The 24,671-nt window shown below is 60.0% G+C and carries 26 protein-coding genes; 10 read left to right on the forward strand and 16 right to left on the reverse strand.

Annotation, left to right across the window (positions count from 1 at the left end):
* Positions 1–35: 35 nt before the first annotated feature.
* The 6 genes from yidD to RIB87_RS12570 all read right to left on the reverse strand — a co-directional run bounded on the left by yidD (position 36) and on the right by RIB87_RS12570 (position 4,416).
* Positions 36–344 carry a membrane protein insertion efficiency factor YidD gene (yidD, locus tag RIB87_RS12545; RefSeq protein WP_350147149.1) on the reverse strand — a complete coding sequence of 103 codons (309 nt, stop codon included), beginning with the start codon at positions 342–344 and terminating at the stop codon, positions 36–38.
* Between the two features lie 108 nt (positions 345–452).
* Positions 453–1,094: a copper resistance protein B gene (locus RIB87_RS12550; protein WP_350147151.1), complete on the reverse strand. Its 642-nt coding sequence runs from the start codon at positions 1,092–1,094 to the stop codon at positions 453–455.
* A 68-nt stretch (positions 1,095–1,162) separates the two neighbouring features.
* Positions 1,163–2,869, reverse strand: coding sequence for a copper resistance system multicopper oxidase (locus tag RIB87_RS12555; protein ID WP_350147153.1), 1,707 nt, complete (start codon positions 2,867–2,869; stop codon positions 1,163–1,165).
* A gap of 5 nt (positions 2,870–2,874) precedes the next feature.
* Complete coding sequence (locus RIB87_RS12560; RefSeq protein WP_350147155.1) at positions 2,875–3,465, reverse strand: cupredoxin domain-containing protein; 591 nt, start codon at positions 3,463–3,465, stop codon at positions 2,875–2,877.
* A gap of 108 nt (positions 3,466–3,573) precedes the next feature.
* Positions 3,574–3,921 (reverse strand): hypothetical protein, encoded by a 348-nt coding sequence (locus RIB87_RS12565; RefSeq protein WP_350147157.1) that lies wholly within the window; start codon positions 3,919–3,921, stop codon positions 3,574–3,576.
* A 33-nt stretch (positions 3,922–3,954) separates the two neighbouring features.
* Complete coding sequence (locus RIB87_RS12570) at positions 3,955–4,416, reverse strand: iron-sulfur cluster assembly scaffold protein (protein ID WP_350147159.1); 462 nt, start codon at positions 4,414–4,416, stop codon at positions 3,955–3,957.
* A 324-nt stretch (positions 4,417–4,740) separates the two neighbouring features.
* Here RIB87_RS12570 and folE point away from each other — a divergent pair, with 324 nt between their 5' ends.
* Together folE and hisI are read left to right on the forward strand one after the other, a co-directional pair.
* Positions 4,741–5,376: a GTP cyclohydrolase I FolE gene (folE, locus tag RIB87_RS12575; protein ID WP_350147161.1), complete on the forward strand. Its 636-nt coding sequence runs from the start codon at positions 4,741–4,743 to the stop codon at positions 5,374–5,376.
* A gap of 77 nt (positions 5,377–5,453) precedes the next feature.
* Positions 5,454–5,942: a phosphoribosyl-AMP cyclohydrolase gene (gene hisI, locus RIB87_RS12580; protein WP_350147163.1), complete on the forward strand. Its 489-nt coding sequence runs from the start codon at positions 5,454–5,456 to the stop codon at positions 5,940–5,942.
* A 251-nt stretch (positions 5,943–6,193) separates the two neighbouring features.
* Here the strand turns inward: hisI and RIB87_RS12585 are convergent, their stop codons facing one another.
* Positions 6,194–6,727 carry a GNAT family N-acetyltransferase gene (locus RIB87_RS12585; protein ID WP_350147165.1) on the reverse strand — a complete coding sequence of 178 codons (534 nt, stop codon included), beginning with the start codon at positions 6,725–6,727 and terminating at the stop codon, positions 6,194–6,196.
* Between the two features lie 118 nt (positions 6,728–6,845).
* Between RIB87_RS12585 and RIB87_RS12590 the strand changes: the two genes are divergently transcribed.
* Entirely contained in the window at positions 6,846–7,823 is a 978-nt protein-coding gene (locus tag RIB87_RS12590; protein WP_350147167.1) for a patatin-like phospholipase family protein, read from the forward strand.
* Positions 7,824–7,872: 49 nt separating this feature from the next.
* Here RIB87_RS12590 and RIB87_RS12595 read toward each other — a convergent pair whose 3' ends face one another.
* The gene (locus RIB87_RS12595; RefSeq protein WP_350147169.1) at positions 7,873–8,304 is read right to left on the reverse strand and encodes a CBS domain-containing protein; all 432 of its coding nucleotides are present in this window, start codon (positions 8,302–8,304) and stop codon (positions 7,873–7,875) included.
* Positions 8,305–8,669: 365 nt separating this feature from the next.
* On the opposite strand from RIB87_RS12595, the gene RIB87_RS12600 reads away from it, so the two are divergent.
* Positions 8,670–9,971 (forward strand): DUF2157 domain-containing protein, encoded by a 1,302-nt coding sequence (locus RIB87_RS12600; RefSeq protein WP_350147171.1) that lies wholly within the window; start codon positions 8,670–8,672, stop codon positions 9,969–9,971.
* Positions 9,968–10,621 carry a GDYXXLXY domain-containing protein gene (locus tag RIB87_RS12605; RefSeq protein WP_350147173.1) on the forward strand — a complete coding sequence of 218 codons (654 nt, stop codon included), beginning with the start codon at positions 9,968–9,970 and terminating at the stop codon, positions 10,619–10,621. Before RIB87_RS12600 ends, RIB87_RS12605 begins: the two co-directional genes overlap by 4 nt.
* Positions 10,622–10,706: 85 nt before the next feature.
* On the opposite strand, the gene RIB87_RS12610 is transcribed toward RIB87_RS12605, so the two are convergent.
* From RIB87_RS12610 to RIB87_RS12620, 3 genes are all read right to left on the reverse strand, one after another.
* Entirely contained in the window at positions 10,707–11,042 is a 336-nt protein-coding gene (locus tag RIB87_RS12610) for a DUF4389 domain-containing protein (protein ID WP_350147175.1), read from the reverse strand.
* Positions 11,043–11,200: 158 nt separating this feature from the next.
* Positions 11,201–11,983: a rhomboid family intramembrane serine protease gene (locus RIB87_RS12615; RefSeq protein WP_350147177.1), complete on the reverse strand. Its 783-nt coding sequence runs from the start codon at positions 11,981–11,983 to the stop codon at positions 11,201–11,203.
* A complete protein-coding gene (locus RIB87_RS12620; protein WP_350147179.1) occupies positions 11,980–12,597 on the reverse strand; it encodes a 2-hydroxychromene-2-carboxylate isomerase in 618 nt (205 codons plus the stop codon). The genes RIB87_RS12615 and RIB87_RS12620 overlap by 4 nt, the downstream gene beginning before the upstream one ends.
* Positions 12,598–12,930: 333 nt before the next feature.
* Between RIB87_RS12620 and hfaA the strand changes: the two genes are divergently transcribed.
* The 3 genes from hfaA to RIB87_RS12635 are packed head-to-tail and all read left to right on the forward strand — an operon-like array spanning position 12,931 to position 15,206.
* Entirely contained in the window at positions 12,931–13,380 is a 450-nt protein-coding gene (gene hfaA / locus RIB87_RS12625; RefSeq protein ID WP_350147181.1) for a holdfast anchoring protein HfaA, read from the forward strand.
* Positions 13,358–14,509, forward strand: a complete 1,152-nt coding sequence (gene hfaB / locus RIB87_RS12630) for a holdfast anchoring protein HfaB (protein WP_350147183.1) — start codon at positions 13,358–13,360, stop codon at positions 14,507–14,509. The genes hfaA and hfaB overlap by 23 nt, the downstream gene beginning before the upstream one ends.
* Positions 14,430–15,206, forward strand: coding sequence for a hypothetical protein (locus RIB87_RS12635; protein WP_350147185.1), 777 nt, complete (start codon positions 14,430–14,432; stop codon positions 15,204–15,206). The genes hfaB and RIB87_RS12635 overlap by 80 nt, the downstream gene beginning before the upstream one ends.
* A gap of 158 nt (positions 15,207–15,364) precedes the next feature.
* On the opposite strand, the gene RIB87_RS12640 is transcribed toward RIB87_RS12635, so the two are convergent.
* A complete protein-coding gene (locus RIB87_RS12640) occupies positions 15,365–15,979 on the reverse strand; it encodes a TetR/AcrR family transcriptional regulator (RefSeq protein ID WP_350147187.1) in 615 nt (204 codons plus the stop codon).
* Positions 15,980–16,070: 91 nt separating this feature from the next.
* Between RIB87_RS12640 and RIB87_RS12645 the strand changes: the two genes are divergently transcribed.
* On the forward strand, positions 16,071–17,624 hold the full coding sequence (locus RIB87_RS12645; protein WP_350147189.1) for a carotenoid oxygenase family protein: 1,554 nt from the start codon (positions 16,071–16,073) through the stop codon (positions 17,622–17,624).
* Between the two features lie 190 nt (positions 17,625–17,814).
* Here the strand turns inward: RIB87_RS12645 and RIB87_RS12650 are convergent, their stop codons facing one another.
* From RIB87_RS12650 to RIB87_RS12665, 4 genes are all read right to left on the reverse strand, one after another.
* The gene (locus RIB87_RS12650) at positions 17,815–18,225 is read right to left on the reverse strand and encodes a GFA family protein (RefSeq protein ID WP_350147191.1); all 411 of its coding nucleotides are present in this window, start codon (positions 18,223–18,225) and stop codon (positions 17,815–17,817) included.
* Positions 18,226–18,425: 200 nt separating this feature from the next.
* Positions 18,426–19,292: a hypothetical protein gene (locus tag RIB87_RS12655; protein ID WP_350147193.1), complete on the reverse strand. Its 867-nt coding sequence runs from the start codon at positions 19,290–19,292 to the stop codon at positions 18,426–18,428.
* Positions 19,293–19,401: 109 nt separating this feature from the next.
* Positions 19,402–22,539 (reverse strand): efflux RND transporter permease subunit, encoded by a 3,138-nt coding sequence (locus RIB87_RS12660; protein ID WP_350147195.1) that lies wholly within the window; start codon positions 22,537–22,539, stop codon positions 19,402–19,404.
* A 27-nt stretch (positions 22,540–22,566) separates the two neighbouring features.
* A complete protein-coding gene (locus tag RIB87_RS12665) occupies positions 22,567–23,712 on the reverse strand; it encodes an efflux RND transporter periplasmic adaptor subunit (RefSeq protein WP_350147197.1) in 1,146 nt (381 codons plus the stop codon).
* Positions 23,713–23,976: 264 nt separating this feature from the next.
* Here RIB87_RS12665 and RIB87_RS12670 point away from each other — a divergent pair, with 264 nt between their 5' ends.
* Positions 23,977–24,453, forward strand: coding sequence for a winged helix-turn-helix transcriptional regulator (locus tag RIB87_RS12670; RefSeq protein ID WP_350147199.1), 477 nt, complete (start codon positions 23,977–23,979; stop codon positions 24,451–24,453).
* Positions 24,454–24,671 lie beyond the last annotated feature (218 nt).

Genomic DNA, 24,671 nt, shown 5'->3' on the forward strand with positions numbered 1-24,671 from the left:
TCAAAAAATGGAGCAACCAGAGCTCCTATGAAGACCTATTTGTCCGGGAATGTTTCCCGAATGTGAGCGCCGGTCCAGCGCCCGTATTTCCAGGGAGTGAAAACGCTTTGTGCGTCCAAACTCTCCGGCACCGGATCAAGCCCCTGTGTGCCCCACGGATGGCACCTCAGAATGCGCGATACGGCCAGCCAGCCTCCCCGCCAAACCCCGTGCCGGTTAATCGCCTCCTGCGCATAGTCAGAGCAGGTGGGTAGATGACGGCAACGCGGGCCCAACAGGGGCGACACGACGTTCCTATAAACCCAGATGACCGATAGGGCCAAATACTTAAACGGATTAGGCATCGCCGCTACTCACAACGCCCACGCTAGGCGGACAGGATTAAGCATGTGTTAACCCTGTCCGCCGTTCAGGGCAAATGCCCAAAACGCGAAGCTAGCCAAAACGCAAAGCTAGTATGCGAAACGGACTCCCGCCACAAAGGACACCGCATCCGGGTCTTCGCCATGTGCGCGGGCAAAATCCGCAGTTTCTCCGAGCTTGGCTTCGTAATTGACGCCAACGTAGGGATTGAACCCGCCCGTGACCACATAGTGAAAGCGAAGGCCGGCTTCAATTTTCGCAAACCCCGGCCCCACCTCACGCGCCTGGTTCTCGCTGGCGCTGATGTCCAGTTCCACAAGGGGTTGCGCGAAGATGCGGCGGGTCAAAAAGATTTCGGTCTCAGCTTCCGTACGAAACGACACGTCCCCATCATCTGACAGATAGACATTGCCCTCGAACTCGATCCACTGCTCCAGCAGGCCGCTTACCCCCAGTACCAGGTGCGTGGTCTCCGGGTCCGGCGCCAGATCGTGGCGCAGGCCACCCTGGACATCGAAGAAGTCGGAGATCGGTCGCCGGTATAGCAGATGGACTTCCGAACTTTCGAACCCGCCACCGCTGACGCTCCGCTCCGCCTCAATGCCCAGCACAACCTTGTGGTCGTCATTGCCGATGACAAGGTCTCCCTCGACAAAGCCCACATCATCACCATCCTGAACACGATACTCCAGCCGCTCCACCGAGACATGGCTAAGGATCATGTTGTCCATTTCTGCCGCTATCGCCGGCAAAGTGGACACAGCGAGCAAACAGCCCGCTGCCGCAAGACGCGCCCACATCAGTGATGCGCCTTCGCAGCAGCGTCCGCATTGGCCATGCCCCAGAGCTTCTCAAGTTCCGGGTCAATCATCGCGGTGTTGTCAGGCCCGCCTTCCACAATCACCTTGCGGAACATGCCTGCCGCCATGTGGTACATGAGGTGACAGTGAAACGCCCATTGGCCCGGCGCATCCACTTCCACGTCAGCCGATATGGTGACGTTTGGCGGAACGGTCAGAACGTGTTTCAGCGGGTTCCACTTGCCCGCACCCACATCCACAATCTTCCACATCCCGTGCAGGTGCATCGGGTGCGCCATCATGGTTTCGTTGATGAACGTAAAGCGCACGCGCTCACCATATTTGAGACGTATGGGTTCCGCTTCCGACAGTTTCTTGTCATTGATGGACCACATGTAACGCTCCATGTTGCCCGTCAGTCTGAGCTTGATCTCCCGGTCATAGGGCCGCTCGTCATACAGCGGATCCTGCGCGCGCAAATCAGCCAACGACAGAAACTTGCCGCCGTTCGCCGCATCAGGCTCAAGGCCCGACCCCGGCGCATAAAACGGATCGTCACCCTCACCTGACATCATGGCGCTCATATCGTGCCCCATTGCCGCATGGTCCATCGTGCTGTGATCCATGCCAGCGGGATCCATGCCAGCGGGATCCATGCCGTCCATCGACCCGTGATCCATATCCGCCATGGTCAGCCGGGGCGGGTCGCGCAGTTCCGGCACCTCGCCTTCCATGCCCATGCGCGGCGCAAGGGTGCCGCGCGCAAACCCGTCGCGCGCCATCGTCTCGGCAAAGATCGTGACCGCCTTGTCGTCACGCGGCCGCACGATCACGTCATATGTTTCGGCAACTGCGATGCGAAACTCATCCACTGTAACAGGCTGCACATTGTTGGCATCAGCCTGCACCACGGTCATTTCAAGGCCGGGGATGCGCACGTCAAAAAACGTCATGGCCGACGCATTGATGAACCGCAGCCGCACCCGCTCGCCCGGCTCAAAAAGCCCGGTCCAGTTCTGCCCGGCATTCATGCCGTTCATCAGATAGGTGTATCCCTGCACGTCTGAAATATCAGACGGCATCATCCGCATTTCGCCCCAGGCCAGCCGGTCATCAATCGCACCGCCCAAACCCATGTCGGAGGCATCACGAAAGAACTCACCGACCGTGCGCTGAATGCCGTTGTAATGATCCGGCGAGCGCTTGAGGTTCCTAAATACCTGCATGGGGCTGTCCTCATGCCAGTCGGACAGCACCACCACATAGTCGCGGTCATAGCGGAAGGGTTCACGCGCATTAGGCTCGATGATGATTGGCCCATACATGCCCGCCCCTTCCTGCAGGCCCGAATGCGAATGATACCAGTAGGTGCCCGCCTTCGGTGCCTTGAAGCGATACGTGAACGTCTCGCCCGGCTTGATGCCGTCAAAGCTCATCCCCGGCACACCGTCCTGCTCAAACGGCAGTACAAAACCGTGCCAGTGGATGGACGTATCTACCGCCAGCGTGTTGGTCACATTGATGGTGAGGTCTTCGCCTTCCGTGAACCGCAGCAGCGGTGCCGGTACCTGGCCGTTGATGGCGAACCCGCCAATATCGCGGCCAGACACATCAAGCGTGACCGGGCCCACTTCAAGGTCATATGTGGCCCCAAAGGCCGGTGTGATGGCAAACGCCAGAAAAATACTCAGAATACGGAGTTTCATATCGGCTACTCCACATCCACCGTGCCGACCATACCGGCCGCATAATGCCCCGGCACGTTGCAGGCAAACTCAATGTCGCCCGCAGAGGTGAAGGTCCACACCACATCGCCAGACTTGCCAGGTTCCAGCAAAATGCTGTTGGGGTGATCATGGCTCATGGTGTGGCCGTCATCTCCCATCGGCATGTTCATCATTTCGTGGTTGATGTGATCGCCCATCAGCACTCCGTGCTGCTGCATCATTGCCATCTCGGCCTGATGCGCCACGTGATAGTCCGGCGTGCCCAGATTGAACTCATGCACCAGCGTGCCTTGGTTCGAGACCTTGAAATGAATGGTCTCACCAGCCGTAACACTGAGTGTTTCAGGCTCGAAGAAATTGTCGTCCATCACAATCTCGATGACGCGGTCAGCGCTGGCAGCCTGTCCCGGCATACCAAACGACATCGGGCCGGACATCCTGGTGCCCTCCTTCATCATGTGCCCGCCACCATGAGAATGGTCGCCAGGCCCGGCGGCCAGGGCTATCGGCACGGTGGCAAACAACGCAGCACCGATGGTGAACGTGAAACGAGTAAGCATATGAAAACTGGACATAGGTAACTCCATGAGCAAATGGCCGTCGCTGCAGCCGCGTTGCACAAACGCAGCAAGACGCAGTCAGGAATGTTCTGAAAAACCTGCCGCGCCGGGCAGATGTCAAAGCTACCCGCGTCGGGGCGGCGGCGGGTCAAGCTCAAGGCTTGCCGATATCTCACGGTCCATAATCAACGTCACCACACGCACCGCCGAAACTGCAACACGGCTGTGCGGTGGGCGTTGGTCGTCAATCATCGCAGACGGGCATGATGCAGATAGCGGACACACACGCAGGGCATCGCTCTCGCCGCGCACCTGCTCCGGTGTGTCAGTTCCGTCATGCCCCGTATCAAGCATCGCCGTCATATCGCATCCAAGCGAATGCGCACCGGCCATCTGCGCGGGGGCAAGGGCAGGCGCTGCTGCCGTCAGCAACATCACAACGGACAAAAACTGTGCGATTCTCATACGCATACCAACAGTGTGCACCTTCCATTTAGGGGAAGGTCAAGCGGCAGTGCGACCCTCAACTTGCCCAATCGCATCCAGCACCGCGTCGAATGTCAGCATGATGGACTGGTGACGGTTTTTGAAATCGCGCGCCGGCAGCAGTACTTCAAGGTCCGCCCATTTGCCACCGGGAGCCGGACCTTCTTCCTTGAGCATTGCCCGCATTTGGTCCCGCACCTGCTCAAGCTCGGCTTTGTCGGCACCCACCACGTTACGCGCCATGACGGACGACGACGCCTGCCCCAGCGCGCAGGCATGAACCTGATGCGCAAAATCACTCACCCGGCCGTCCGCCATTTTCACATGCACAGTCACTTTCGAGCCGCACAGCTTGGAAATAGCGCTGGCAGAAGCGTCCGCATCTTCAAGCACGCCAATGCACGGAATATCTCCCGCCAACTCAAGAATGCGGCGGTTATAAACCTCGTTCAGGCCATTTTGGGGGGCTGCTTCGCTCATGTGCCTCAAAATGTGGGTAAAAGCGCACAATTCCAAGTCCTCTTGTCATCCAATTGCTCAAGACACACGTAATAGATGCGGGTTTCAGGGGGCAGCGTGCTTCGTTTGACCCTCAAAAAGTGCAATACTCCATGCACAGTTTAAGCAATGTGGTCGCGGGTCTGCCGTGCCATATATCCACCTCCAAAGCGCGTGCGGTTACCCGCTAAAACCCCGCTTCGCGCATGGATTTTTCAAGTGACGCGCCTCGCAGCGCCTCATGCCCGGATGATACAAACCCAACCGGGACGGGGGGCCGCGCGTGCGCCAGGAAGGATAACGACGATGGATGCCAACCCAACTGCGGCAGCCGTGCCCGCCGATACCGCTGAAACCAGCATCAAGCGCCCGTCGCGCTCGGAAGCGGAAGCCGCGGTGCGCACGCTCATTTCATGGGCCGGTGACAACCCGGACCGCGAAGGCCTGATCGACACCCCGTCCCGCGTTGTGCGTGCCTACGAGGAGTTTTTTGAGGGCTACGAGGAAGACCCCGCCGATGTGCTGGGCCGCACCTTTGAGGAAGTCGAGGGCTACAACGACATTGTCATGCTCCGCGACATCTCGTTGGAAAGCCACTGCGAGCACCACATGGTGCCAATTCTGGGCAAGGCGCACATCGCTTATATGCCGATTGATTCAGTGGTCGGCATCTCCAAGCTCGCCCGCGTGATCGAGATTTACGCCAAGCGCCTGCAGACGCAGGAAACCATGACGGCGCAGATCGCTGAAACCATCGCAACTGCCCTCAAGCCTGCGGGCGTGGCGGTGATGATTGAAGCCAAGCACCAGTGCATGACCACACGCGGCATCAAGAAGCCGGATGTGGCCACCATCACCACGCAGTTTACCGGCGTGTTCAAGGACGACCCGCGCATGGAAGAACGCTTCTTCCGCCTTGTGCGCGGCGACCGCAGCTACTAAAACGCTGCCCACCAAGATGATTTTAGCGGCCCTGCATAGTATATGTGCGGGGCCGTTGTTTTTTTAGAGTTAGAGCCATGAGTGAAAAACCACAGTTCGCCAAACGCCTTACCATCGAGCAGGTGGAAGAAGGCAACGACCTTGCACCAAAGTTTGACGCCAATGGCCTGATGCCGGTGGTGACAACCGACGTGCATACCGGCGACGTGCTGATGGTCGGCTACATGAACGACGAGGCTCTGGCCAAAGCCATTGAAACCGGCGAAGCGCATTATTTTTCGCGCTCACGCCAGGCCGTATGGCACAAGGGCGCAACGTCGGGTCTGGTGCAGAAAATTGTCGAACTGCGTATCGACGACGATCAGGATTCGGTGTGGATGAAAGTGGACGTCGCAGGCTCCGGCGCATCCTGCCACGTGGGCTATATGTCGTGCTTCTACCGCGAAGTACCCATGGGCAAACGTGACGGCGATTTCACATCCCTGGTGCTGACCTACAAGGAAAACGAAAAGACGTTTGATCCTGTAGAAGTCTATGGCGACGCCCCCAACCCGACGAAACTCTAAGAGTAAGCGCCACCTGTGTTGCTCTGGACCCCGTGGTCAAGCCACGGGGAAGCAAAGGTTGCAATATCACTGCCTCCCCGCGGCCAACCCGACGAAACTCTAAGAGTAAGGGCCACCCGTGTTGCTCTGGGCCCCGTGGTCAAGCCACGGGGATGCAGCTTTGGGATGTGAGCGCACCGTCTTTGCCTCCCCGCGGCTTGACCGCGGGGCCCAGGGGCCAAACAGCACAACGCATCTGCGTCACCCCGCTTTCAATCAGCTTTCGATGCCACCCATTGGGCACGGGTCATATGATAGAACCTGTGCGGCAATCCCACATGATCGCCGTCGTGACTGAACACGAACCCCGCCCCCTGCATCACCTTTTGCGATGCAATGTTGCGCGCCAGTGTAAAACACCAGGCGTCACTCAGGCCCGTACGCTCAAAAACATCATCCACGCATACACGCGCAAACTCGTGCCCCCGCCCCTGACGCCAGAACGCGGGCACCACGGCATACGCCATTTCCACAATCGGCAGTCCGTAAAACAACTCAAGCCGCAGCCCGGCATACGCGCAAAACCCGCCACTGGCCTTGTCAGTGATGTGCCACAACCCGAAGCCATGAACATCCCAGTGCGCCGCCCACCGACGCGCGGCCTCGCGACTTTTGTCTTCGGCAAACGGCTTGCCATCCGCTGACAGCGTATCCGTTGCCTGCGCGTTACCCTGTATCAAACGCAGATCACGCCAGTCATCCGCTGCAAAGGCGCGGAAAATCATGCGGTCTGTTTCAAGCTGCATAGGGCGTCTTTCTGGTGTTGCGCAAAGCTGTGACTTGCACATGTGGCGAATAATGGCATCCTGCGGCCAGATTTGAACGCGCCGCTTTCCGGGCGCGGACCATAAGGATACTGCCTTCATGACGCGACCCCGAATTGGCCTGGCTCTTGGTGGTGGCGTCGCGCGCGGGTGGGCACATATCGGCATCATGCGCGTGCTGATGGAAGAAGGCATCGAGCCTGATATCATTTCCGGTACATCCATTGGTGCCGTCGTGGGCGGGTGTTATTCCGCAGGCAAGCTGGACGAACTGGAAATCTGGGCGCGCAGCCTGACGCCGCGCCGGGTGCTGGGCCTTCTCGACATGACATTCGGCGGCTCCGGCCTGCTGTCCGGCATGAAGCTGGCTCGCCTGCTGGAAGAAAATCTCGGTGCCATAGAGTTGCAGGATCTGCAGACACGCTTCGTGGCCGTGGCAACCGAACTGGCGACCGGTCACGAAATATGGCTGCGCGAAGGCCCGCTTGTGCCCGCCCTGCGCGCCTCCTACGCCCTGCCCGCCGTGTTCACGCCCGTCAAGATTGATGACCGCTGGCTGGTGGACGGCGCGCTGGTGAACCCGGTGCCGGCCTCTGTATGCCGCGCATTCGGCGCGCGACTGGTGATCGCCGTGTCGCTGTCGTCCGACACTTACGGCCTTGGCATGGTCACCGAAGGCGACAAGATTGACGGTCTTGATTTTGGCTACGAGGAAAAGAAGAACGGCAATTCGCGCTCGCTCGCCCGCGCCATGGTATCGCGCTCGACACGCCCCGACCGCGACCTCGTGCGCCAGCTATTCGGCTGGGACGAAAAAACGCCCGGCATCACCACCGTGATGATGGGTGCCCTCAACATCATTCAGGACCGGCTGGCCCGTATGCGCCTGGCCGGTGACCCCCCCGACGTGATGGTCGCCCCGCGCATCGGCCATATTTCGCTGAGTGATTTTCACAAGGCCGACGAATGCATAAAGCTGGGCGAGGACGCCGCCCGTCAGGCCATGCCGGTGATCCGTGAAGCCATGGAGTTTCTGTCAGGCACCCCCGATTTGCCCGGCGAGCCGGTATCGGAATAGTGCATCCAGCACCCACTGACACGACTTCTGAAACGCCTTCTGGCACGCCTTAGCCGCTGGCGATATAGGCCTTGAGCGACTCAGCTTCCAGCTCCGCGTCCGCGATCCGCCGCTTCACCACGTCGCCGATTGAGATGATGCCCACGAGCTTGCCGTCCTGCACCACCGGCAGGTGACGCATACGCCCGGCAGTCATCATTTCCATCAGCTTTTCGGTTGAGTCATCAACAGCGCACGTCACCACTTCGCGGGTCATGTGGGCTGATACAGGCTCTGTGAGGGCGTCGCCCCCGTTGCGGCCAGCCGCCCGCACAATGTCGCGTTCCGACAGAATGCCTGCCACACGGTCCGCAAAGTCCGTGACGACAATGGCACCGATGCGGCGTGCGGCCAGCATGTTGACCGCGTCCTGCAACGTGGCCTCCGGCGTTATGGTCGCCACATCCCGGCCCTTGTCCTTGAGGATGCTCGATACAGTCATCAGTCGCTCTCCCTACTGTGCACACCCGCCTTGGGGCATGGGTGTGCAGCGATGATGAATCCGACGCGGGAGTGCGCTTTTGCAGTTTGCCGGGCCTTTTCGGCTCCTTGCCGGCAAAAACACGTAGCCCTTCCGTCAAGTTCTCCCACGCATATGAACTGAAAGTATGAGCGTGCCAAAAGAGCGCCGCAAGCCGGGAAAACAAACAAAAACAGCTATTTAGGTCAACCACACTGACATTATTGCGCCCCGCCCAATAGCTCAACCGGTCTATTGTCCGTGCAGCGTCGGCCTTTATGCTGGCCGCAATAGGGTCGTATTCGGTGCCTAATCGAGTAGTGCCACCACAAAACAGGACGGGCCACATGATCCTGCGCCAGCAATATCTCAAGCGTCTCGCCGGTGATCTGGACACCTGGGCCCAACGCGGCCTTGTGGACCCGGCCAACATTCCCGCCATCCTGAAACACGCGCAAGGCACTGCCAGCCCCAACCGGCTGACAACCTTGCTGGCCATCCTCGGCGTGGTGCTGCTGGGCTTTGCCGCCATGAGCTTTGTCGCCGCCAACTGGGCGGAGATGCCACGGCTGACGCGGCTGCTCATTCTGGGCGGCAGCATGTGGACCGCCATCGGCATTGCCATCTGGCAGGCCCGCCGCGACACCGGGCCGCTTTACACGGATGCGGCGGTGCTGCTGGCCGTCATCCTCTACGGCGTGGCCATCATGCTGATCGGGCAGATGTATCATGTGGCCGGTGAATACTCCGGCGGGCTGATGCTGTGGATGCTGGGCGCGCTTCTAACGGCGTGGCTGGTGCCGTCACGCGCGGCGCTGGCACTGGCCATCATCCTGATGCCGATCTGGAGCATTGCCGCTCTGATTGATACGCCCACGGTGCTGCACTGGCAGTTCATCATTCCCATCTCGCTGGCAGGCCTGCTGGTGGCTGGCATGGGCTGGCGGTTTGGCGCCCACCTCATCATTTTAGCATGGGGTGTCTGGTTTGGCGCATCGGGCGCCTGGCTGATGGGCGAACTGGGCTGGCCGCCCACCGGCGTATTTGCGATCTGGATATTCATTGCCCTGACGATTTTCGCCAAGGGCCATATCAATATGCGCGTCATCGCCCCCTTCGAGGATGCGATGATCCACTGGGGTCTGTTCGCGGCGATGGCAGTCGGGTTCCTTATTCCAATGACTAAAGAGAGTGGCGATGTGGCCGACAGCGCGACGCTTCTGCTTGCGGTGCCGCTTGCGCTTGCCGTTCTTGGCACAACTGGTCTGGCGCTGATGCAAAAACGCCTGTCACTGGTGGACGCTGCCGTGTTGATGGGCGCTACCATCATATTGCTCGCCTTCCCCGTTGCCCGTGGTGTGTTTGGCGAAGGCATCGACTGGCTGTTTATCATCGGTTATTTCGCCGCCACCATCTGGTGCATCAGTTACGGCACCCGCACTCATGACCGATTCAGCGTCAATCTGGGGTTTGTCGCGTTCGGGCTGATGGCGCTTTACGTCTATTTTGAAACCATCGGCACGCTGCTGGGCACAGCCGCCTTCTTTGCCCTTGGCGGCGTACTGCTTATTGGCCTGAGCATCGGCCTGCAGCGGGTCAGAAAATACGTTCTGGCGCAGCAGACGACGGACAAGGAGACAAGCGCATGACCGCCCTGCTTGAACGCCTCGCCCGTGCGCCGTTTCGTGTCTGGGGCATTGTGCTTGCCGGCCTCATCATGACCGCACTTCTGGGCCAAATCATAATGGAGCGCGTGGCAATTTTGCGCGACGGAACAGAAGTGCGCCTCGCCACAACGCCGGTGGACCCGCGCGACATTTTTCGCGGCGACTACGTGATCCTCACCTATGAGATTTCTAATCTGGTGCTGGAGCAACTCACCGGCGACGATCTGGACGACTACACCGAGGGCGACACCGTGTATGTCTCTCTTGAGGAAGACACCAACGGCATCTGGCAGGCATCCGGCATTGCCCGCAACGCGGACGCCTTCACCGACGACGTGTTCATCAAGGGTCGTATCGAGTGGATGACACAGGTTCGCCCCGTAGCAGGCGAAACGTCGGAGCCACCCTTGACGCAGGCAAATGGCGAACCGTGCAGGCCGTGCAACTCGGCGCGCATAGCCTATGGCATTGAAAGTTACTTCGTACCCGAAGGCACCGGCCGCGATCTCGAGAATATGCGCGACGAAGGCAGCGTCACGGTCATTACAGCGATCGCCCAAAACGGCACCGCCGCCATCAAGGGTCTGATCCTCGACGGCGGCGATCCGGTGTATCTGGAGCCGCTGCTTTAGCAGCGCCGACCAACTGAGATGCGTCGCTGCTCTAGCAGCGCCGACCAATTAGGATGAGCCGCTGCTCCGGCTTTATCGTGCGGGTTTAGTCGTCCTTCGCCGTATCCGGAAAACGGGTCATCGGAAACGGCTTGTCGTTCTGGTTGAACGTCACATAAGCCAGGCACTGCCACACATACTGGATGAGGTTGCGGCTGAAGGTCTTCAGTTCCTCATTGGCATCGCCGCGGACCAGAATGACGACAAACTGCAATGCGCCCAGAAAGATGGAAATCGAAAATGCGAGATTTCCCAAAAACCAGAAGCCCAGCATGTAAAGCAGCCGGACCCAGAGGGCCTCGTCACCATTGGCATCAGAGCCAATGCGCTTGCTGTTTTCATTGGGGGTTTCACCGGATGTGGAGGCTGTAGCGTCGCTCATTGTGGGACTTTCACTCCTTAGAGGGGGTGCTGCGCGCCGGATGACCGATCATGCTGCGCGTTGCTTGACTAGGATCTGGGAAGTCACGCAACGCATTCAATAGGTTAAACCCTGTTTTCCGCCCTTGAATGTGAAATGCACTATCCCCACCACGGTGCTTACTCAGGTGCCTCAACGCCGGGGTCAAACCGCCGGAACAGCAAAATCCCCGCGATAAAGCCACCCAGATGCGCTTCCCAGGCGATATTTGCAGCCTCCCCCGTGGCCCCGATGCCCAACAACCCGGTCAGCATGGCCAGCCCCAGCCAGACGGCGATGAAAATCATTGCCGGGCCACTGGTGAAGACCTTGTGGGCCGGGCGGCGGGGAATAGCCCGCAACGACGCCGCTGAATGATCAAACCCAAAACGTGCCAACGGCCCGCCGCGCTCAAACACAAACAACGCGGCCCCCGCGATGACACCTGATATGGCCCCCGACGCCCCGATGACCGGCACCAGCGTGCCGACTTGTGCCGCCACAAAAACGATGGCCGCAATTATCGCGCACGCCAGATAGAAGAAGACAAACCGCACCGGCCCCAGACGCCGCGCCACCGGCGTGCCGAACGCCAGCAGCCAGATTGAGTTGAACGCCAGATGCATCCAGTCGCTGTGCAGGAACGCGTAGGTCACCGGCGTCCACACCGCACCCCAAAGGGGATAGGGAAACACAATCTGCGTGCCGTCAATATCGGCCCCGTAGCGCGCGGGAATAAGCGCGAAGGTCACCAGAAACTCAAAATCCGCCTGCGCATCCATGAATGCGCGCGCCAGATGCACCCCAAACAGCACCGCCACAAGGCCAATCAGAATGCCCGGCGCGCGAAAGGCCGGATAGCTCGGCGGGCGGCGATCACCAAATGCGCCACCCTCAGGCTCCTGGCCACGATCCTCACTCATGCGGACGCCCCTGCACGCACGAGCGCCGCCTCAACCAGTTCCAGCCGGTCGTTGCCAAAATACATATCGGTCTTGTTGACGAACATCGTCGGTGAGCCAAAGCCGCCGCGCGCAATCACCTCCTCCGTGTTGTCGCGCAACCGGGCCTTCACAGCATCTGACCCGACAGCCTGCTGATACGAATCCCAATCAAGCCCCACGTCGTCACATATTTCCCTGAGAACGTCGGGTTGCGAAATGTCCTTGAGGTCGCCCCAATAGGCCGCAAACGCCGCACGCGAATACTCAACCAGCTTGCCTTGATCCTGCGCATGAATGGCACCGCGCATCACAGTAACAGCCCGCACCGGAAACACCTTTGGCTGGCCGATCGTAATGCCGCAGTGTTTGGCCCAGTCCTGCAAGTCCTTGAGGTAATAGCGTGCCTTCACAGGGTGCGGGTTGGCGCGCTGCTCATAGACGCTTTCGTTTACCGTGTTGAAAATGCCGCCGACCAGCACCGGCCGCCAGTCAATGTCAGCACCGGCGCGCGCCGCCACATCTTCCACGCGCGAAAACGCCAGATAGGTCCACGGGCTGGAAATATCGAAAAAGAACTCAAGGGTTGCTGGCACACTGATCTCCCTGCGGTGCCGTCTTTTAAGCGGCAACTGATTGTTTTCGGGCCGCAGGATGCAAGTCCGGTCAGAAAATTACAATTTTTTTCACCCTGTCGCATCGCGGCCACCTTGTGTCCCACATTGACCCATCGCGGGACATCTCAACCTGGCACGCTTCTGGCCATTGTCAGCTTCATGAACGGCGCGCGATATCAGCCCTGACCCAAAACTGCCGGTTTCATGGTTAATCCGTATTCGGATGACCCAAAATCCACATGGCACGCCCATTGCTCCTGTAGCGCTGTGTCCCCGGTGGGGCGCACATCAACCAAAGGAAAGCGACACGTCATGTTGGGTTCAACGCACAACCGCAAAAAGGCTCAAAAGCGCGCTGAAAAGCTCGCCGCTGTAGCCGGTGGCGTTGTGGCCCTTGGTGTTTCTCTCATCGGCTTCACGGCTGGTGAAGCATTCGCGGCCAACGAGCCGTGGGAAGAGAACTACACCATGAACACCCCTTACGGGGATCAGCCTGGCGAAACAAACCGCGCCTTTGACCCCACAACCCGCGACGCCAGTGGCAACCGGGTTCTGGTTAATCAATTCTCACAGTTCAGCAACACCGCAGGTGTTTCTGGCGAAGGTTCCGGTGTTGGGTTCAACGGTTCTGCGTTAGCCGTTGGAAATCAACTCAATGTCGTAACGAATGGCAATAATAATACGGTGATTGTCGATGCAACGCAGGTCAACAATGGCAATCAGGAAGCAGTGGTCCTCAATGGCACGCTCAATCTCGACTAAATCCCCGGCTAGCACCCAGGCGGCACCCCGCGGCCCTATTCGCGGGCTTGCCCTGACGTTCGGTGCGCTTGCGCTTGCCGGGTGCATCAGCCCCGTGGCTGGTCCCTCCGGCACATACGCAACGCCGATCGGCAATGCGCCCGTCATCTCCAACGAAACACCTTACTCGACAGCTCTGCGCTGCTTGTCCCGCCACGTTCGTGGTCAGGGCATTGCCGGTCCGCGGATCGCTGTTGGTCAGATCGCCGACTACACCGGCAAGGAAGAGTTTGAAGGCGGCCGCAAGGTCACCCAGGGCGCGGCCCTGATGGCGATCTCCGCCCTTGCAAAATCTGGCGTGCGTCTGGTCGAACGCTTCGACACCGGCGTCAGCGAGCTTGAACTGAAATATGCCAACAACAAGCTGATCGGCGACGGCACGGAAAAAGGCGCATACCGCCAGGTACATGCCGGTCAGATTCCCGGCTCCGACTATTATCTTGTGGGTGGCATCACCGAGCTGAACTTCAACATCCGCTCCGGCGGCATTGACGGCCTGTTCTCGGAAGAAAACCCGATGGGCACGACGGCGACACTGGTTGCCAAGCAGTATGTGCTCAATGTCGGCCTCGACCTGCGGCTGGTGCGCACCTCCACGCTGGAAGTTGTGGACGTGATTTCCTACCAGAAGCAGATCATTGGCCGCGAGCTTCGCGCCGGCGTGTTCGACTTCCTCGGCGGCAACCTGATTGATGTTGGCGCAGGCGAAAAGGCCCTTGAGCCGATCCAGCTTGCCGTGCGCTCGGTCATTGAACGCGCCGTGCTTGAGATGGTCGGCAGCCTGTATTCAACAGGTCCGCAGATCTGTGCCGGTAACGACCCGCTGTTTGACGGCGTTGCCAACAACAACCGCTACGTCAACGACCTCAATGGCCATGCCGACGCTGTGAAAGTGCCGCACGCCAATAACGGTCACACCACCAACACATATGCAGCAGCCCCCGCATACACCACACCTGCTGTTACCCCCGCGCCCGCTTACGGGACCGCGAATACTGGAGGATACAACTATGAAACACGCAATCGTCCCTATGGCTGGTATGCCGGTTCTGATGGCCGTGTCGATAGTGGCCTTCGCGGCTCTCTCTAGCGCCGCTTTCGCCCAGGAAGCCACCTCGATTGAAGGCGGCGTTGGTGCCGAGGCCATTGTGGATGCTGTTGAAAGCACGGACGCATCTGACGCTTCAACCACCGCTGTCACACCGCCCGTCTCGACCATTCTCAATGGTCAGATCAACCTCAACCAGGTGATCTCGGATGTGAAGGTTGTGTACGACGATGGCTCAGGTGTGGATGCAACGGCGGCATCATTCGCCAACGACTTTACCGGCGTGACGCGCGGCTCAACGCTTGACCTGACGTCAACGCAGACCAACGAAGCCCGCACGACCGCAAATGTGAATGTCACGGTGGATGAAATCGACGGTTACGTGGGTGCCAACGCGCTGGCGATCTCAAACAAGCTCACAGCCGGGTCCAACTTCGCCGGGTCAACCATGAACGTGGAGCAGACAACAAATGCTGCAACACGCGCCACCACCAACCTCACCACCTCTGACGGGTGGGGCGTGGTGCACGGCTCAGCTACGGCCATCGCCAACTCGGCAACCGGTGCAGCAGCAGGCTTTGGCAACCCCGCACCGCTGGACGTAACGAGCACGCAGACCAATAACGCTGCAACCCGCGCGCAGGTGAACCTGACGACCGACAACACAAACCACGCGGCCTTCACCAACCTGCAGGCCACGGCAATCGGCAACACGGCCACCTACGGCGCAGACTTCTAGACCGGCTTAACCAGACAACCCGGCTCCGCCCGCCCCTTGCCAGGGCAATTGTGAGAATTGAGGGCAAGCCAGGTTGACCAAGCGCCTTAACCGTCGGGGTCATGGCGTGACTTGAAGGGGAGATCCAGAACGGATCTCCCCTCTTTTTTGTGGGCTACTCAAAGTGAGACAGGCAACTGTCGCGTCATGTCGTTGGCGAAGGCCACCACATCACCAAGTGTGCGGCCTACATCAATGCGGCCATCCACCAGCAACATGGATGCCCCGTGCACCAGCGACCATGCGGCTTTGCATGCGCTATCAATATCGGCGTCGCCCGCGCCGGGCAGACACGCCGCAACACCGTCGCGCAGCATCCCGTAGCTCTCAGATGCCACCGTCAGCAGGTCCGTGTAGCGCTCGCCGACCTCAAAGCGCGGCCCGTGCATGAGGCGGAAAAGCTCAGGATTCCGGAAGGCAAACACGATGTAGCCCTCGCCAAGACCGGCCATATGCTCGGAACTGGTTGTTGCGTGTTGCGAGCGCGCCGCCATTTCAGCGGCCAGCCCGGCAAACCCCTGCGTGGCAATAGCTGCCAGCAACGCATCTTTATCTGCAAAGTGATGATAGGGCGCTGCCTGGCTGACCCCCGCCGCGCGCGCCACACCGCGCAGCGACAGCTTGTCAGCCCCCTGCTCCTCAAGCACGCGCCGCCCCGCGTCCACCAGCGCCCGTTTCAGGTCGCCGTGGTGATAGCCGGCAGATTTGCGGGTCTTTCCGGGTTTCGTTGTCATATCCGTTTTTAATCTTGACACCGTTAAATTGCAACTTATCTTAACGACGTAAAGATTGTGCGCCTGTGACGCGCCATTCCGGAGAGCTACAATGTCCAAGAAGCCATCATCCGCTCCAACAAGCCTCACCCGCCGACGCGCCCTCGTGGCCGGAACAGCCGCCGCCGCCCTGTTGCCGATCACCAGCCAGTTTCCCAAAGGACGTTTCATGTCACACGCTCATGCCGCAGCACCCGCCGATACCGCTCCCCGCTGGATGACGCTTCTGGGCGTCTCTGAACAAGGGGGCCGCAGCTATGCGCCGACCATTGAAGGCACCCTCCCCGCCCAGCTATCGGGCACGCTCTACCGCAACGGCCCCGGCCTGTTTGAGCGCAACGGCTATCGCAAACAGCACATGCTGGACGGCGACGGGCTGGCGCAGCGGCTGACCATCCGCGATGGCAAGGCCCACTATTCAAATGCCTTCATCGACACGCCCAAGCTGCGCGCCGAAGAAGAAGCCGGCAAATATCTGCACGCCACCTGGACCACCCGGCGGCCCGGCGGCTTTGTGTCAAACATCATGGGTGGCGACATCGTCAGCCAGGCGGGCGTTACTGTGTATCCGGTCAACGGCAAAGTCGTGGCCCGCGATGAAGGCGGCGACACATTTGTGCTCGACCCTGACACTCTGGCCACCACCGGCACCATTCCCACTGCGCGCATTTCCGGCGGCTACAAGGCGCACGCCAAACACGACCCGCAAACCAACGAGTGGATTTTGGCAGGACAAGGCTTTGGCCCCACCATGACGCTGCATGTGTCGGTGTATTCACCGCAGATGACGCTGGCCAATGAGTTCAGCTTTGACGCGCCGCGTCAGGTCTATATCCACGACTTTTTCGCATCCAAAAACCACATCATCTTCGTGCTGCACCCGTGCTTCTTTTCGCCTTTCGGGTTTCTGGCCGGCATGAACTCGATCACCGACAGCCTGACGTTTAACCAGGCAGAAGGCACCATTCTGGCCGTGGTACCCAAGGCAGGCGGCGAGGCGCGCTACTTTGATGTGCCCGGCTCGTTCATGTGGCACGCGCTCAATGCGCATGAGGCGGGCGACGAAATTGTGGCGGACTTTGTCGGCTATGATGACCCGGATCATTTCATCGGCGACGACCCGCAGCTCAAGGCGCTGATGGTGGGCAGGCTGGGCAAGGCCGTGCAGCCCGGCACCATCCGGCGTTACGTCATATCGCTGGCAACCGGCAAGGCCCGCGAGGAGATTTTGGACGCGGGCACCCACGAGTTCCCCATGACGGACCCGCGCGCACAGCTTGGCGACCACAAGGTTGGCTACTTCTCAACCGGCGGTCTGGGAGCGGTCAATTCCGGCATCAAGCGCATGGAGATGAAAAAAGGACGTACACAGACGTTTGATTTTGGCGCCAACACAACCCATGTGGGCGAACCCGTGTTTGCCGCGCGCGATGAAAGCGCCGACACGGTTGACGACGGCTGGCTCATCGCCCAGTGCCTGGACGCCAAAACCGAACGCACATTCTTTGCGGTGTTTGATGCAAGCGCCGTGGACGCAGGCCCGCTCGCCAAAATCTGGCTCACCCACCACGTCCCGATTTCGTTCCACGGCGGCTGGGCCGCCTAACTACAAAACGGCTGGGCCGCCTGACTTGAAAACGGCAGCGCCCTCACAATACCCGTCGCCCCGGACTTGATCCGGGGCCTACTCGCAGCACGGCAATTCGCAGGGGCGCGTTCAGTCAGTGACCTTGGGCTCTGTCGCGTTGGCGGATGAGAGTGGACCCCGGATCAAGTCCGGGGCAACGGGTTTGCTGTTACGCAGGCGGCTGACCCTCAAAGCGCTCCAGCGTGTCGTCCAGTATCGCCCAGGGCGGCGCTTGCGACGCCCATATATTGGCGGTCGGCCTGACAATGCTTTGGTCGTCCAGCGTCCCCGCCCTGACACCCACGAGATGCGGCCGCACTTCGGCCTCGCTGAACATATGTGTGCCGCACAGCGGGCAAAACCCGCGATGTATGACATTTCCGCTGTCAGCGGTGCTCACATCATCACGCAGATGCCCGTTGATTTTGAAAGTGTCGCTGGGGAACACCACATTGACCGTGCCCATGCCCGCCGCATATCGCTGACAGGTGCGGCACCAGCAAATGCGGGCGAAAACAGGTGCAGCGGTGCTGGTATATGTCACTTCGCCACATCGGCATGATCCGGTTATCTGCGTCATAGGCCAGCTCCCCTGAGGATTGTTCTTGTGGGCCAAGCAAACAATCTCATCTGGCTATTGTCTATCGAATGGATCAAGCACAAAAGAAAACGGGCGTTCAGACCCCCCAGCCTGAACGCCCGTCATGTGAGGCAAAAGCAGCGCTAAAGACACCAGGACAGGTCAGCGCGCCATCACCTCATTTTCCCCTCTCGGAAAACCTAGTAAACCGTGCCGCCGACACCGCCGGTCAGCACCAACCCGCCAAGGTCAGCTTCACCGGCATGACCACCGGCAGCGGCCGCATCACCACGGTGAATAAGAACCTCAGCCAGCGGACCACCGGCAAGCTGCGCGTGGCCATAGTCTGCACGACGCTCTTCAGGGGCGCAGGCCAACCGCCCGCCCTGGCCAAAGCGCAGCGCTTCGCCGGACTGGCACTCGATCACAAAACCGTCTGTGTAATCAGCATGACCATCAACCCACTCACCAACCGTCGCGCCCAATGCAAAGCCTGCAGCGCAGCGGAACACTTCGCCGCGATACTCGGCATCAATTTCAGCGGGCGATACGCGCACGGCGTTTGACAGGTGCCCCTTCACGTCAATGCACTCAGCCTTGACGGGCTTGGGCGGCTGCGGCTGCACAACCTTGATGTGACCAAGCTGCACCGGCGGGGCCTGACGGATGACAAAGGATGAGCCACCGCCGCCACCAATGAACACGGTCTGATTGTTGATGACTTCGCGCTCAATCACCGTGGTTTCGCGGATGGTCTCACGCTCGATGATGGTTTCCTTTTCGCGGAACGTTTCCGTGCCGCCGTCTTTTTTCTCTTTTTCGCCGTGGAACATCGGCACATGCACGTTGGGCACCGGCACCGACACGTTGAAAACATGCGTCGAGATTTTAGGCACACCCACCGAGATGTGCGGCACGCTCGGCATATGGCCGCCGTAGCTGCCCTTGCTGTGATGATTTTTGTCCGGCCCGGCAATGGATGCGCCGGTCAGAAGTGTCGCCATAAGGGACACTGACAGCGCGCCAACGGCGGCAAAACGGGTCTGGTTGCGGGTCAACTGTTTCATTCTGGCACTCCTGCGGGTCATCACTGGGGGGAGATGACCCCTTTCCTGTCCTAAAGCGGCCAAATCACCGCTGTCAGATCAGGTTTTGCAGGTTGTGTGCCGGGATGCCCTACTCCGCAGGCGCGATACGCCCTGCCATCCGTTCGCGTTCCGCACGGGCTGCATCGCGCCGGGCCATGACAATGAACAGCGCAGGCGTGAGATAGAGCGCCAGAATGGCCGAGCCCCCCACACCGCCCGCAATGGCCGTTGCCATCGGCTGCCAGAACCGACCGCCGAACAGGATCAGCGGCAAAAACCCGCCCACGGTGGTGAGCGTGGTGGAAATGATGTGGCGGCTGGCGTTAATCACAACCTCTTCCGCCGCCTGAGCATCGCCGGCGCGCGCATCATCGTCCGCCCGCAACGCCGAAAGCACGATTATGGCCCCGTTGATGGCAAGCCCCACCAGCCCCATGGTGCCGACAATGGCCACAAAGCCGAGCGGATGACCAAACAGCCACACCCCCCACAAGGCCAGACCCACCGCCAGAAACGCCACGAGAAACACAATGCCCGCATAGCGGAACGAGTTGAACGACAGAATGATCGACGCCGCCATCAGCACCAGCAGTGGCCCGGCGAAAGCAGCAAAACTGCCCAGCGCCTCCGACTGGTTTTCAGCATCGCCACCATATTCAAACCGGTAGCCGCGCGGCGGCTCGTAGCCTGCCTCGTCGAGATGCATCTGAAACTCGGCAAGCGCCTCGGCAGGCAGTTCAAACGGCACCAGAAAACCCTGGATGGTGTTGGTGCGCTCGCCGTTGCGCCGGGTGATGCCCGTAAGCTCCGGCACCAGACCAATATCGGCGATCGCCGTCAGCGGCACGCCGGGCATACCGCCATCCACCAGCGGACCACGCTGGGTCGGCAGAATATATTCAGAGCGAATGTCACTGACCTCGCTGCGCCCGCCATCACCAAGCCGTACGCGCACCGGCAGTTCTTCGGTTGCTTCCACAACCGAGCCGCCAATCACGCCTTCAAACATGGCATCAAGCTGGCGGGCGATATCCACCGCCTGCACGCCGGCATTCTTGGCTTCGTCCTCATTGGCGACGACGCTCAGTTTCGGCTGGCCGCCTGAGAGCTTGGCAATGGTGTAAGTGATGCTCGACGTGCGATGCATGATGGCGCGTATTTTTTCGCCTTCTTCGCGCAACTGATCCACATCCGGCCCCACAACGCGCACTTCAACGGGCGCGTCCGCCGGTGGTCCCTGCTCAAACGGCGTCGCCAGAATGGTCGCCTGCGGAAACGCATTGCGCAGATCATTCTGGATCTCCGCCATATATTTCAGCGTGTCCTGACCAGATGTCGTGCGCACAAACGCACCCGCATACGATGCAAGACCTTCAGACGAATTGGTCATCGTGTAAAAAACACGCGGAGCCGGGTCGCCAATCACCCAATAGCTGTCGATGACCGCCTTGTGCCGATTGATCCGCTCACGGATTTTTTCAACTTCGACGCGGGTCTCGGTGAGCGATGTCTGAGCAGGCAAGAACACCTGCATCTGAAACATGTCGCGGTCGTTGGCCGGGAAAAACTGGTTTTCCAGCGACCCCGCCATCACGAAGCCGATGATGGGCAACACGAGAGATACCGCAACGCCCACGGCAGGCACGCGCAAAATGAATCGGATGCTGCGCCGATAAAGATCCGCCAGCGGCTGATTGACATAGCCGTCGCGCCACCAGCGTTTTTCGCGGTGTGCATCAGCGTCCGCATCACTGGATACATAGCCCGCAATCGCCGGAATGACCGTCATCGCGAGGAAGAACGAACTGGTGAGCGCAATCACCACGCCAATGGCAAGCGGCCCCACAAACTCGCCTGCCCCGCCCGGCGCCAGAAAAATAGGTGCAAAGGCAAAGCACGTGGTGAGCGTGGACGCCAGCAGCGGCACAAACAGATGACCAATGGTTTCAGAGATTGCATCCGCGGCGCTGGCACCGTTTCGGCGGTTGGCGTTGAAATCGTCCACCACCACAATGGCGTTGTCGATCAACAGCCCCAGCGACACAATGATGCCCACCATGGACGTCTGGTGCAGCGGCATTCCCAAAAGGTTGTAGCCGATGAACACCATCAGCACGGTCAATGGCAGCGCGGCCCCCACCAGCAGCGCTGACTTCCAGCCAAGTGTCACCAGCAGCACGCCCATGACAATGGCAGCGCCCAGCAGCATGTTGGCCCCAAGCTCAAGCAGGCGCGCGGACGTATAGACGTTCTGGTCAAACACGATGATCTGTTTGACGCCGCGCGGCAGGTCCGCTTCAAAGTCGCTCAGCACACGGTTGGCCCGCGCCGACCACACATCAATGCGGCCCCCCGCTTCCATCTCGGCAGAAACCATCACCCCGCGATCGCCGCGCACAAGCGCCATGCTGCGCGGGGGATCACGCACACCCTTGGCGACGGTCGCAATGTCGCGCAGGCGCACAATCTGCCCGTCAGGTCGCTGCTTGATCGGCAGGTCGGCAATCTGCGTGATGGTCTGCAGTTCGCCGGTTACTTCAATCACCAGATCATTCGCCGCATTGCGCACCTGCCCGGCTGACACTTTGGCGTCGGCCAGCCGAATGGCCTGAGCAATTTCGGCGACTGTGAGATTGAGCGACGACACGGCGGTGGCGTCCAGCGTGACCAGCACTTCCTCGTCGGCCTCGCCGTATTTTTCGGTTTCGCGCGTGCCGGGAATGTTGAGCAGCCGGTCTGCCAGATCATCCGCATACCGACTAAGTATGTCCACCTGCGGCGGCCCCTCCTGATCCCATACAAGCCCGATCACCAGCGTAACGGCAGTGGAGGAGCGGTCCTGCAGGTCAGGCTTTGAGGCAGCGGCCGGCAACACGGCTTCGGCTTCCGTCAACTTGTTGCGCGCCTTCGACCACACCTGATCAGGCACCATCACATAGTCGTGCAGCTCAATGGTTATGACCGAGGCACCCGCCCGCGATGTGGACGCCACTTCCTTGATCTCCGGCACCTCGCGCAAACGCTCCTCGATGGGCTCGGATATCAGCGTTTCCATGCGCAGCGCATCCGCGCCCGGCATGAAGGTCACGACGGAGGCAAAGCGGCGTGTCAGTGCCGGGTCTTCCTGGCGGCCAAGGCTTGAAAATGCCAGCCACCCGGCAATGATGATGAGACCCAAAGTGAGGGCCGTCAGGCGCGGGTTTCTGAAAAACAGGTTCGACCACATGCAGCTTAGCCTTCAAAGTCGTGAGAGTTACTGAACCTGCGCCACCGCATCCAACACCCGCACCCGTTGTCCGGGCACAAGGCGATGAGTGCCGTTCGATACATAGGCTTCGCCGTCCCTGAGCGTGCCGCGCACATAGGCACGCGCTGCTTCGGTGTGCAAAAGCTGCACCGTGCGGCGCTCAATCACACCGGCATTTTCAATCACGGCTTCCTGCGTGCCATCTGCATCATCGGGCGCAACCACATAGACCGCCCACAGCCCGCGCCGCCCTTCGCTGAGCGCCTCGAGCGGCACCCAGAACCCCGGCTCACGCACTTCCTGCGTCAGCACGACGCGCGCCAGTTCACCGGCACGCACATCACTCAACGGGGCTTCCACCAGAAAGATTGCTGAAATCGTGCGTGTCTCGGCATCCACTTCGGACAGCACCTGCGACAGCACGGCGGGATACAACTGTCCGCGCACATCCACCTGATAAATGGTGCCGGTGTTCAGCGTAGCCGCGGTTTCAGGCGGAATGCCGATATGCGCCTCAAGGGCTGCACTCTCCAGCAGCCGGAAAATCGGCTGACCGGCGTTGACCACCGTGCCTTCATCCACCATGCGCGCAACAATGTCGCCATCATACGGCGCACGGATGGTGGCAAGCTCCAACGCCACTTCCAGCGCCTGAATGCTGGCGCGCGCACCGGCAAGCTGGGCGGCGGTCGCCTGACGGTTGAACCGTGCCTCGTCATAGCGCTGCTCGGATACATTCTTGCGGTCGAGAAGCTGCTTTTGGCGGTTGACCGTAACATTCGCCAGGGCAAGGCGGGCCGACGCCTCATTTTCCTGCGCGCGGGCCTGCGCCAGCTGTGCTTCAAGGCTCCGCGTATCAAGCGAAGCCAATACGTCGCCGGCCTTTACTTTCGCGCCTTCATCAACGGCCACAGAAGCCAACAGGCCCGGACGCTCAAACCCCAGATTGCTGGACCGGCTGGCGGTGATGCGGCCCGCATAGCGCGCCTCGGCCTCAAAGGCGTCCCGCATGTCAACCTCGGCCACCTCAACGGGCAGCAGCCTGTCGCGGTCCGCATTCTGGCTTACGGCGTCAGATGCGCCCGACATGAAAAAGACAGCGACACCGGCAACCACCAGCAGCACAATCGCAATGATAACCTGCCTGCTCACACCCTATTCCCCACCTTCGGAGGCAGCCACCATAGGCCTTGCCCCGCAACGCTGACCCTGCCAAACCATCCCGCCAGTCAAGGCGGCGACCCGCCCTTTGGCGGCAGCACGAGAGTCAGGTGAGTTGCACCAAGAAACTTAGGCTGCCATAGTGGGTTGCGTCATGCAACGCACTATTATCACTTTTCCCCTGTTAACAACGGGCAACACCCCCACCGGCAGCAAAACGTGATAGGCCAGTGATACCTGACAGGAGAGACATGGGTGCGCCGAACCAGCTTTGCCAACTCTGAATGTACGCTCGCCTGCTCGCTTGAGATCATAGGCGAGTGGTGGAGTATGCTTATTATCCGCGAAGCCCTGACCGGGTTTACCCGCTTTGAGGACTTTCGCGAGCGGCTTGGCATCGCCCGCAACATTTTGACACGCCGCCTGCGCCACCTTGAAAGCCACGGCATTCTGGAGCGGCGCAAATATCAGGAGCGCCCCGCCCGCTACGAATACGTGCTGACCCAAAAGGGCAAGGAACTGGGCACCGCTGTCATGGCGCTGGCCCAATGGGGCAACAAATGGAAAATTGCCGGCGACACACCGGCACCCGTGCGTTTTCACAGCGCAGACACCGGCGCGCCCCTTGAGGTGCAGATGATAGACACCGGCACCAACCGGCCCGTTCACTATAAATCGGTGGTGGTAACGCCGCCCGACGGCATCGCCCGTCACCCTGGCAAAAACGACTGAACTCTCGTCTTGACTGGTTTTGGCCGGTTTTGCCCGGTTTTTTCCGCTTATCCCCTGAAAAGAACAATCCATCCCCAGCGCTTCAGGCAGGCTGGCACAGCGCGTGCTCCCTTGAGGGTACACGGCCAGTTTCCGGGTCTTTTTGTGCCGCAGCGGCACGATTGGTGTCCCGGATATGCCCAACGGATCAACCAGGGACGCTTCTTCGGGACACGACC

Source organism: Pyruvatibacter sp. (assembly GCF_040219635.1).
Lineage (GTDB): Bacteria > Pseudomonadota > Alphaproteobacteria > CGMCC-115125 > CGMCC-115125 > Pyruvatibacter.

Coding starts and splice junctions, on each gene's coding strand:
- yidD (WP_350147149.1), bottom strand. CDS start 344: ATGCCTAATCCGTTTAAGTATTTGGCCCTATCGGTCATCTGGGTTTAT.
- RIB87_RS12550 (WP_350147151.1), bottom strand. CDS start 1,094: ATGGACAACATGATCCTTAGCCATGTCTCGGTGGAGCGGCTGGAGTAT.
- RIB87_RS12555 (WP_350147153.1), bottom strand. CDS start 2,869: ATGAAACTCCGTATTCTGAGTATTTTTCTGGCGTTTGCCATCACACCG.
- RIB87_RS12560 (WP_350147155.1), bottom strand. CDS start 3,465: ATGTCCAGTTTTCATATGCTTACTCGTTTCACGTTCACCATCGGTGCT.
- RIB87_RS12565 (WP_350147157.1), bottom strand. CDS start 3,921: ATGCGTATGAGAATCGCACAGTTTTTGTCCGTTGTGATGTTGCTGACG.
- RIB87_RS12570 (WP_350147159.1), bottom strand. CDS start 4,416: ATGAGCGAAGCAGCCCCCCAAAATGGCCTGAACGAGGTTTATAACCGC.
- folE (WP_350147161.1), top strand. CDS start 4,741: ATGGATGCCAACCCAACTGCGGCAGCCGTGCCCGCCGATACCGCTGAA.
- hisI (WP_350147163.1), top strand. CDS start 5,454: ATGAGTGAAAAACCACAGTTCGCCAAACGCCTTACCATCGAGCAGGTG.
- RIB87_RS12585 (WP_350147165.1), bottom strand. CDS start 6,727: ATGCAGCTTGAAACAGACCGCATGATTTTCCGCGCCTTTGCAGCGGAT.
- RIB87_RS12590 (WP_350147167.1), top strand. CDS start 6,846: ATGACGCGACCCCGAATTGGCCTGGCTCTTGGTGGTGGCGTCGCGCGC.
- RIB87_RS12595 (WP_350147169.1), bottom strand. CDS start 8,304: ATGACTGTATCGAGCATCCTCAAGGACAAGGGCCGGGATGTGGCGACC.
- RIB87_RS12600 (WP_350147171.1), top strand. CDS start 8,670: ATGATCCTGCGCCAGCAATATCTCAAGCGTCTCGCCGGTGATCTGGAC.
- RIB87_RS12605 (WP_350147173.1), top strand. CDS start 9,968: ATGACCGCCCTGCTTGAACGCCTCGCCCGTGCGCCGTTTCGTGTCTGG.
- RIB87_RS12610 (WP_350147175.1), bottom strand. CDS start 11,042: ATGAGCGACGCTACAGCCTCCACATCCGGTGAAACCCCCAATGAAAAC.
- RIB87_RS12615 (WP_350147177.1), bottom strand. CDS start 11,983: ATGAGTGAGGATCGTGGCCAGGAGCCTGAGGGTGGCGCATTTGGTGAT.
- hfaA (WP_350147181.1), top strand. CDS start 12,931: ATGTTGGGTTCAACGCACAACCGCAAAAAGGCTCAAAAGCGCGCTGAA.
- hfaB (WP_350147183.1), top strand. CDS start 13,358: ATGGCACGCTCAATCTCGACTAAATCCCCGGCTAGCACCCAGGCGGCA.
- RIB87_RS12635 (WP_350147185.1), top strand. CDS start 14,430: ATGAAACACGCAATCGTCCCTATGGCTGGTATGCCGGTTCTGATGGCC.
- RIB87_RS12640 (WP_350147187.1), bottom strand. CDS start 15,979: ATGACAACGAAACCCGGAAAGACCCGCAAATCTGCCGGCTATCACCAC.
- RIB87_RS12645 (WP_350147189.1), top strand. CDS start 16,071: ATGTCCAAGAAGCCATCATCCGCTCCAACAAGCCTCACCCGCCGACGC.
- RIB87_RS12650 (WP_350147191.1), bottom strand. CDS start 18,225: ATGACGCAGATAACCGGATCATGCCGATGTGGCGAAGTGACATATACC.
- RIB87_RS12655 (WP_350147193.1), bottom strand. CDS start 19,292: ATGAAACAGTTGACCCGCAACCAGACCCGTTTTGCCGCCGTTGGCGCG.
- RIB87_RS12660 (WP_350147195.1), bottom strand. CDS start 22,539: ATGTGGTCGAACCTGTTTTTCAGAAACCCGCGCCTGACGGCCCTCACT.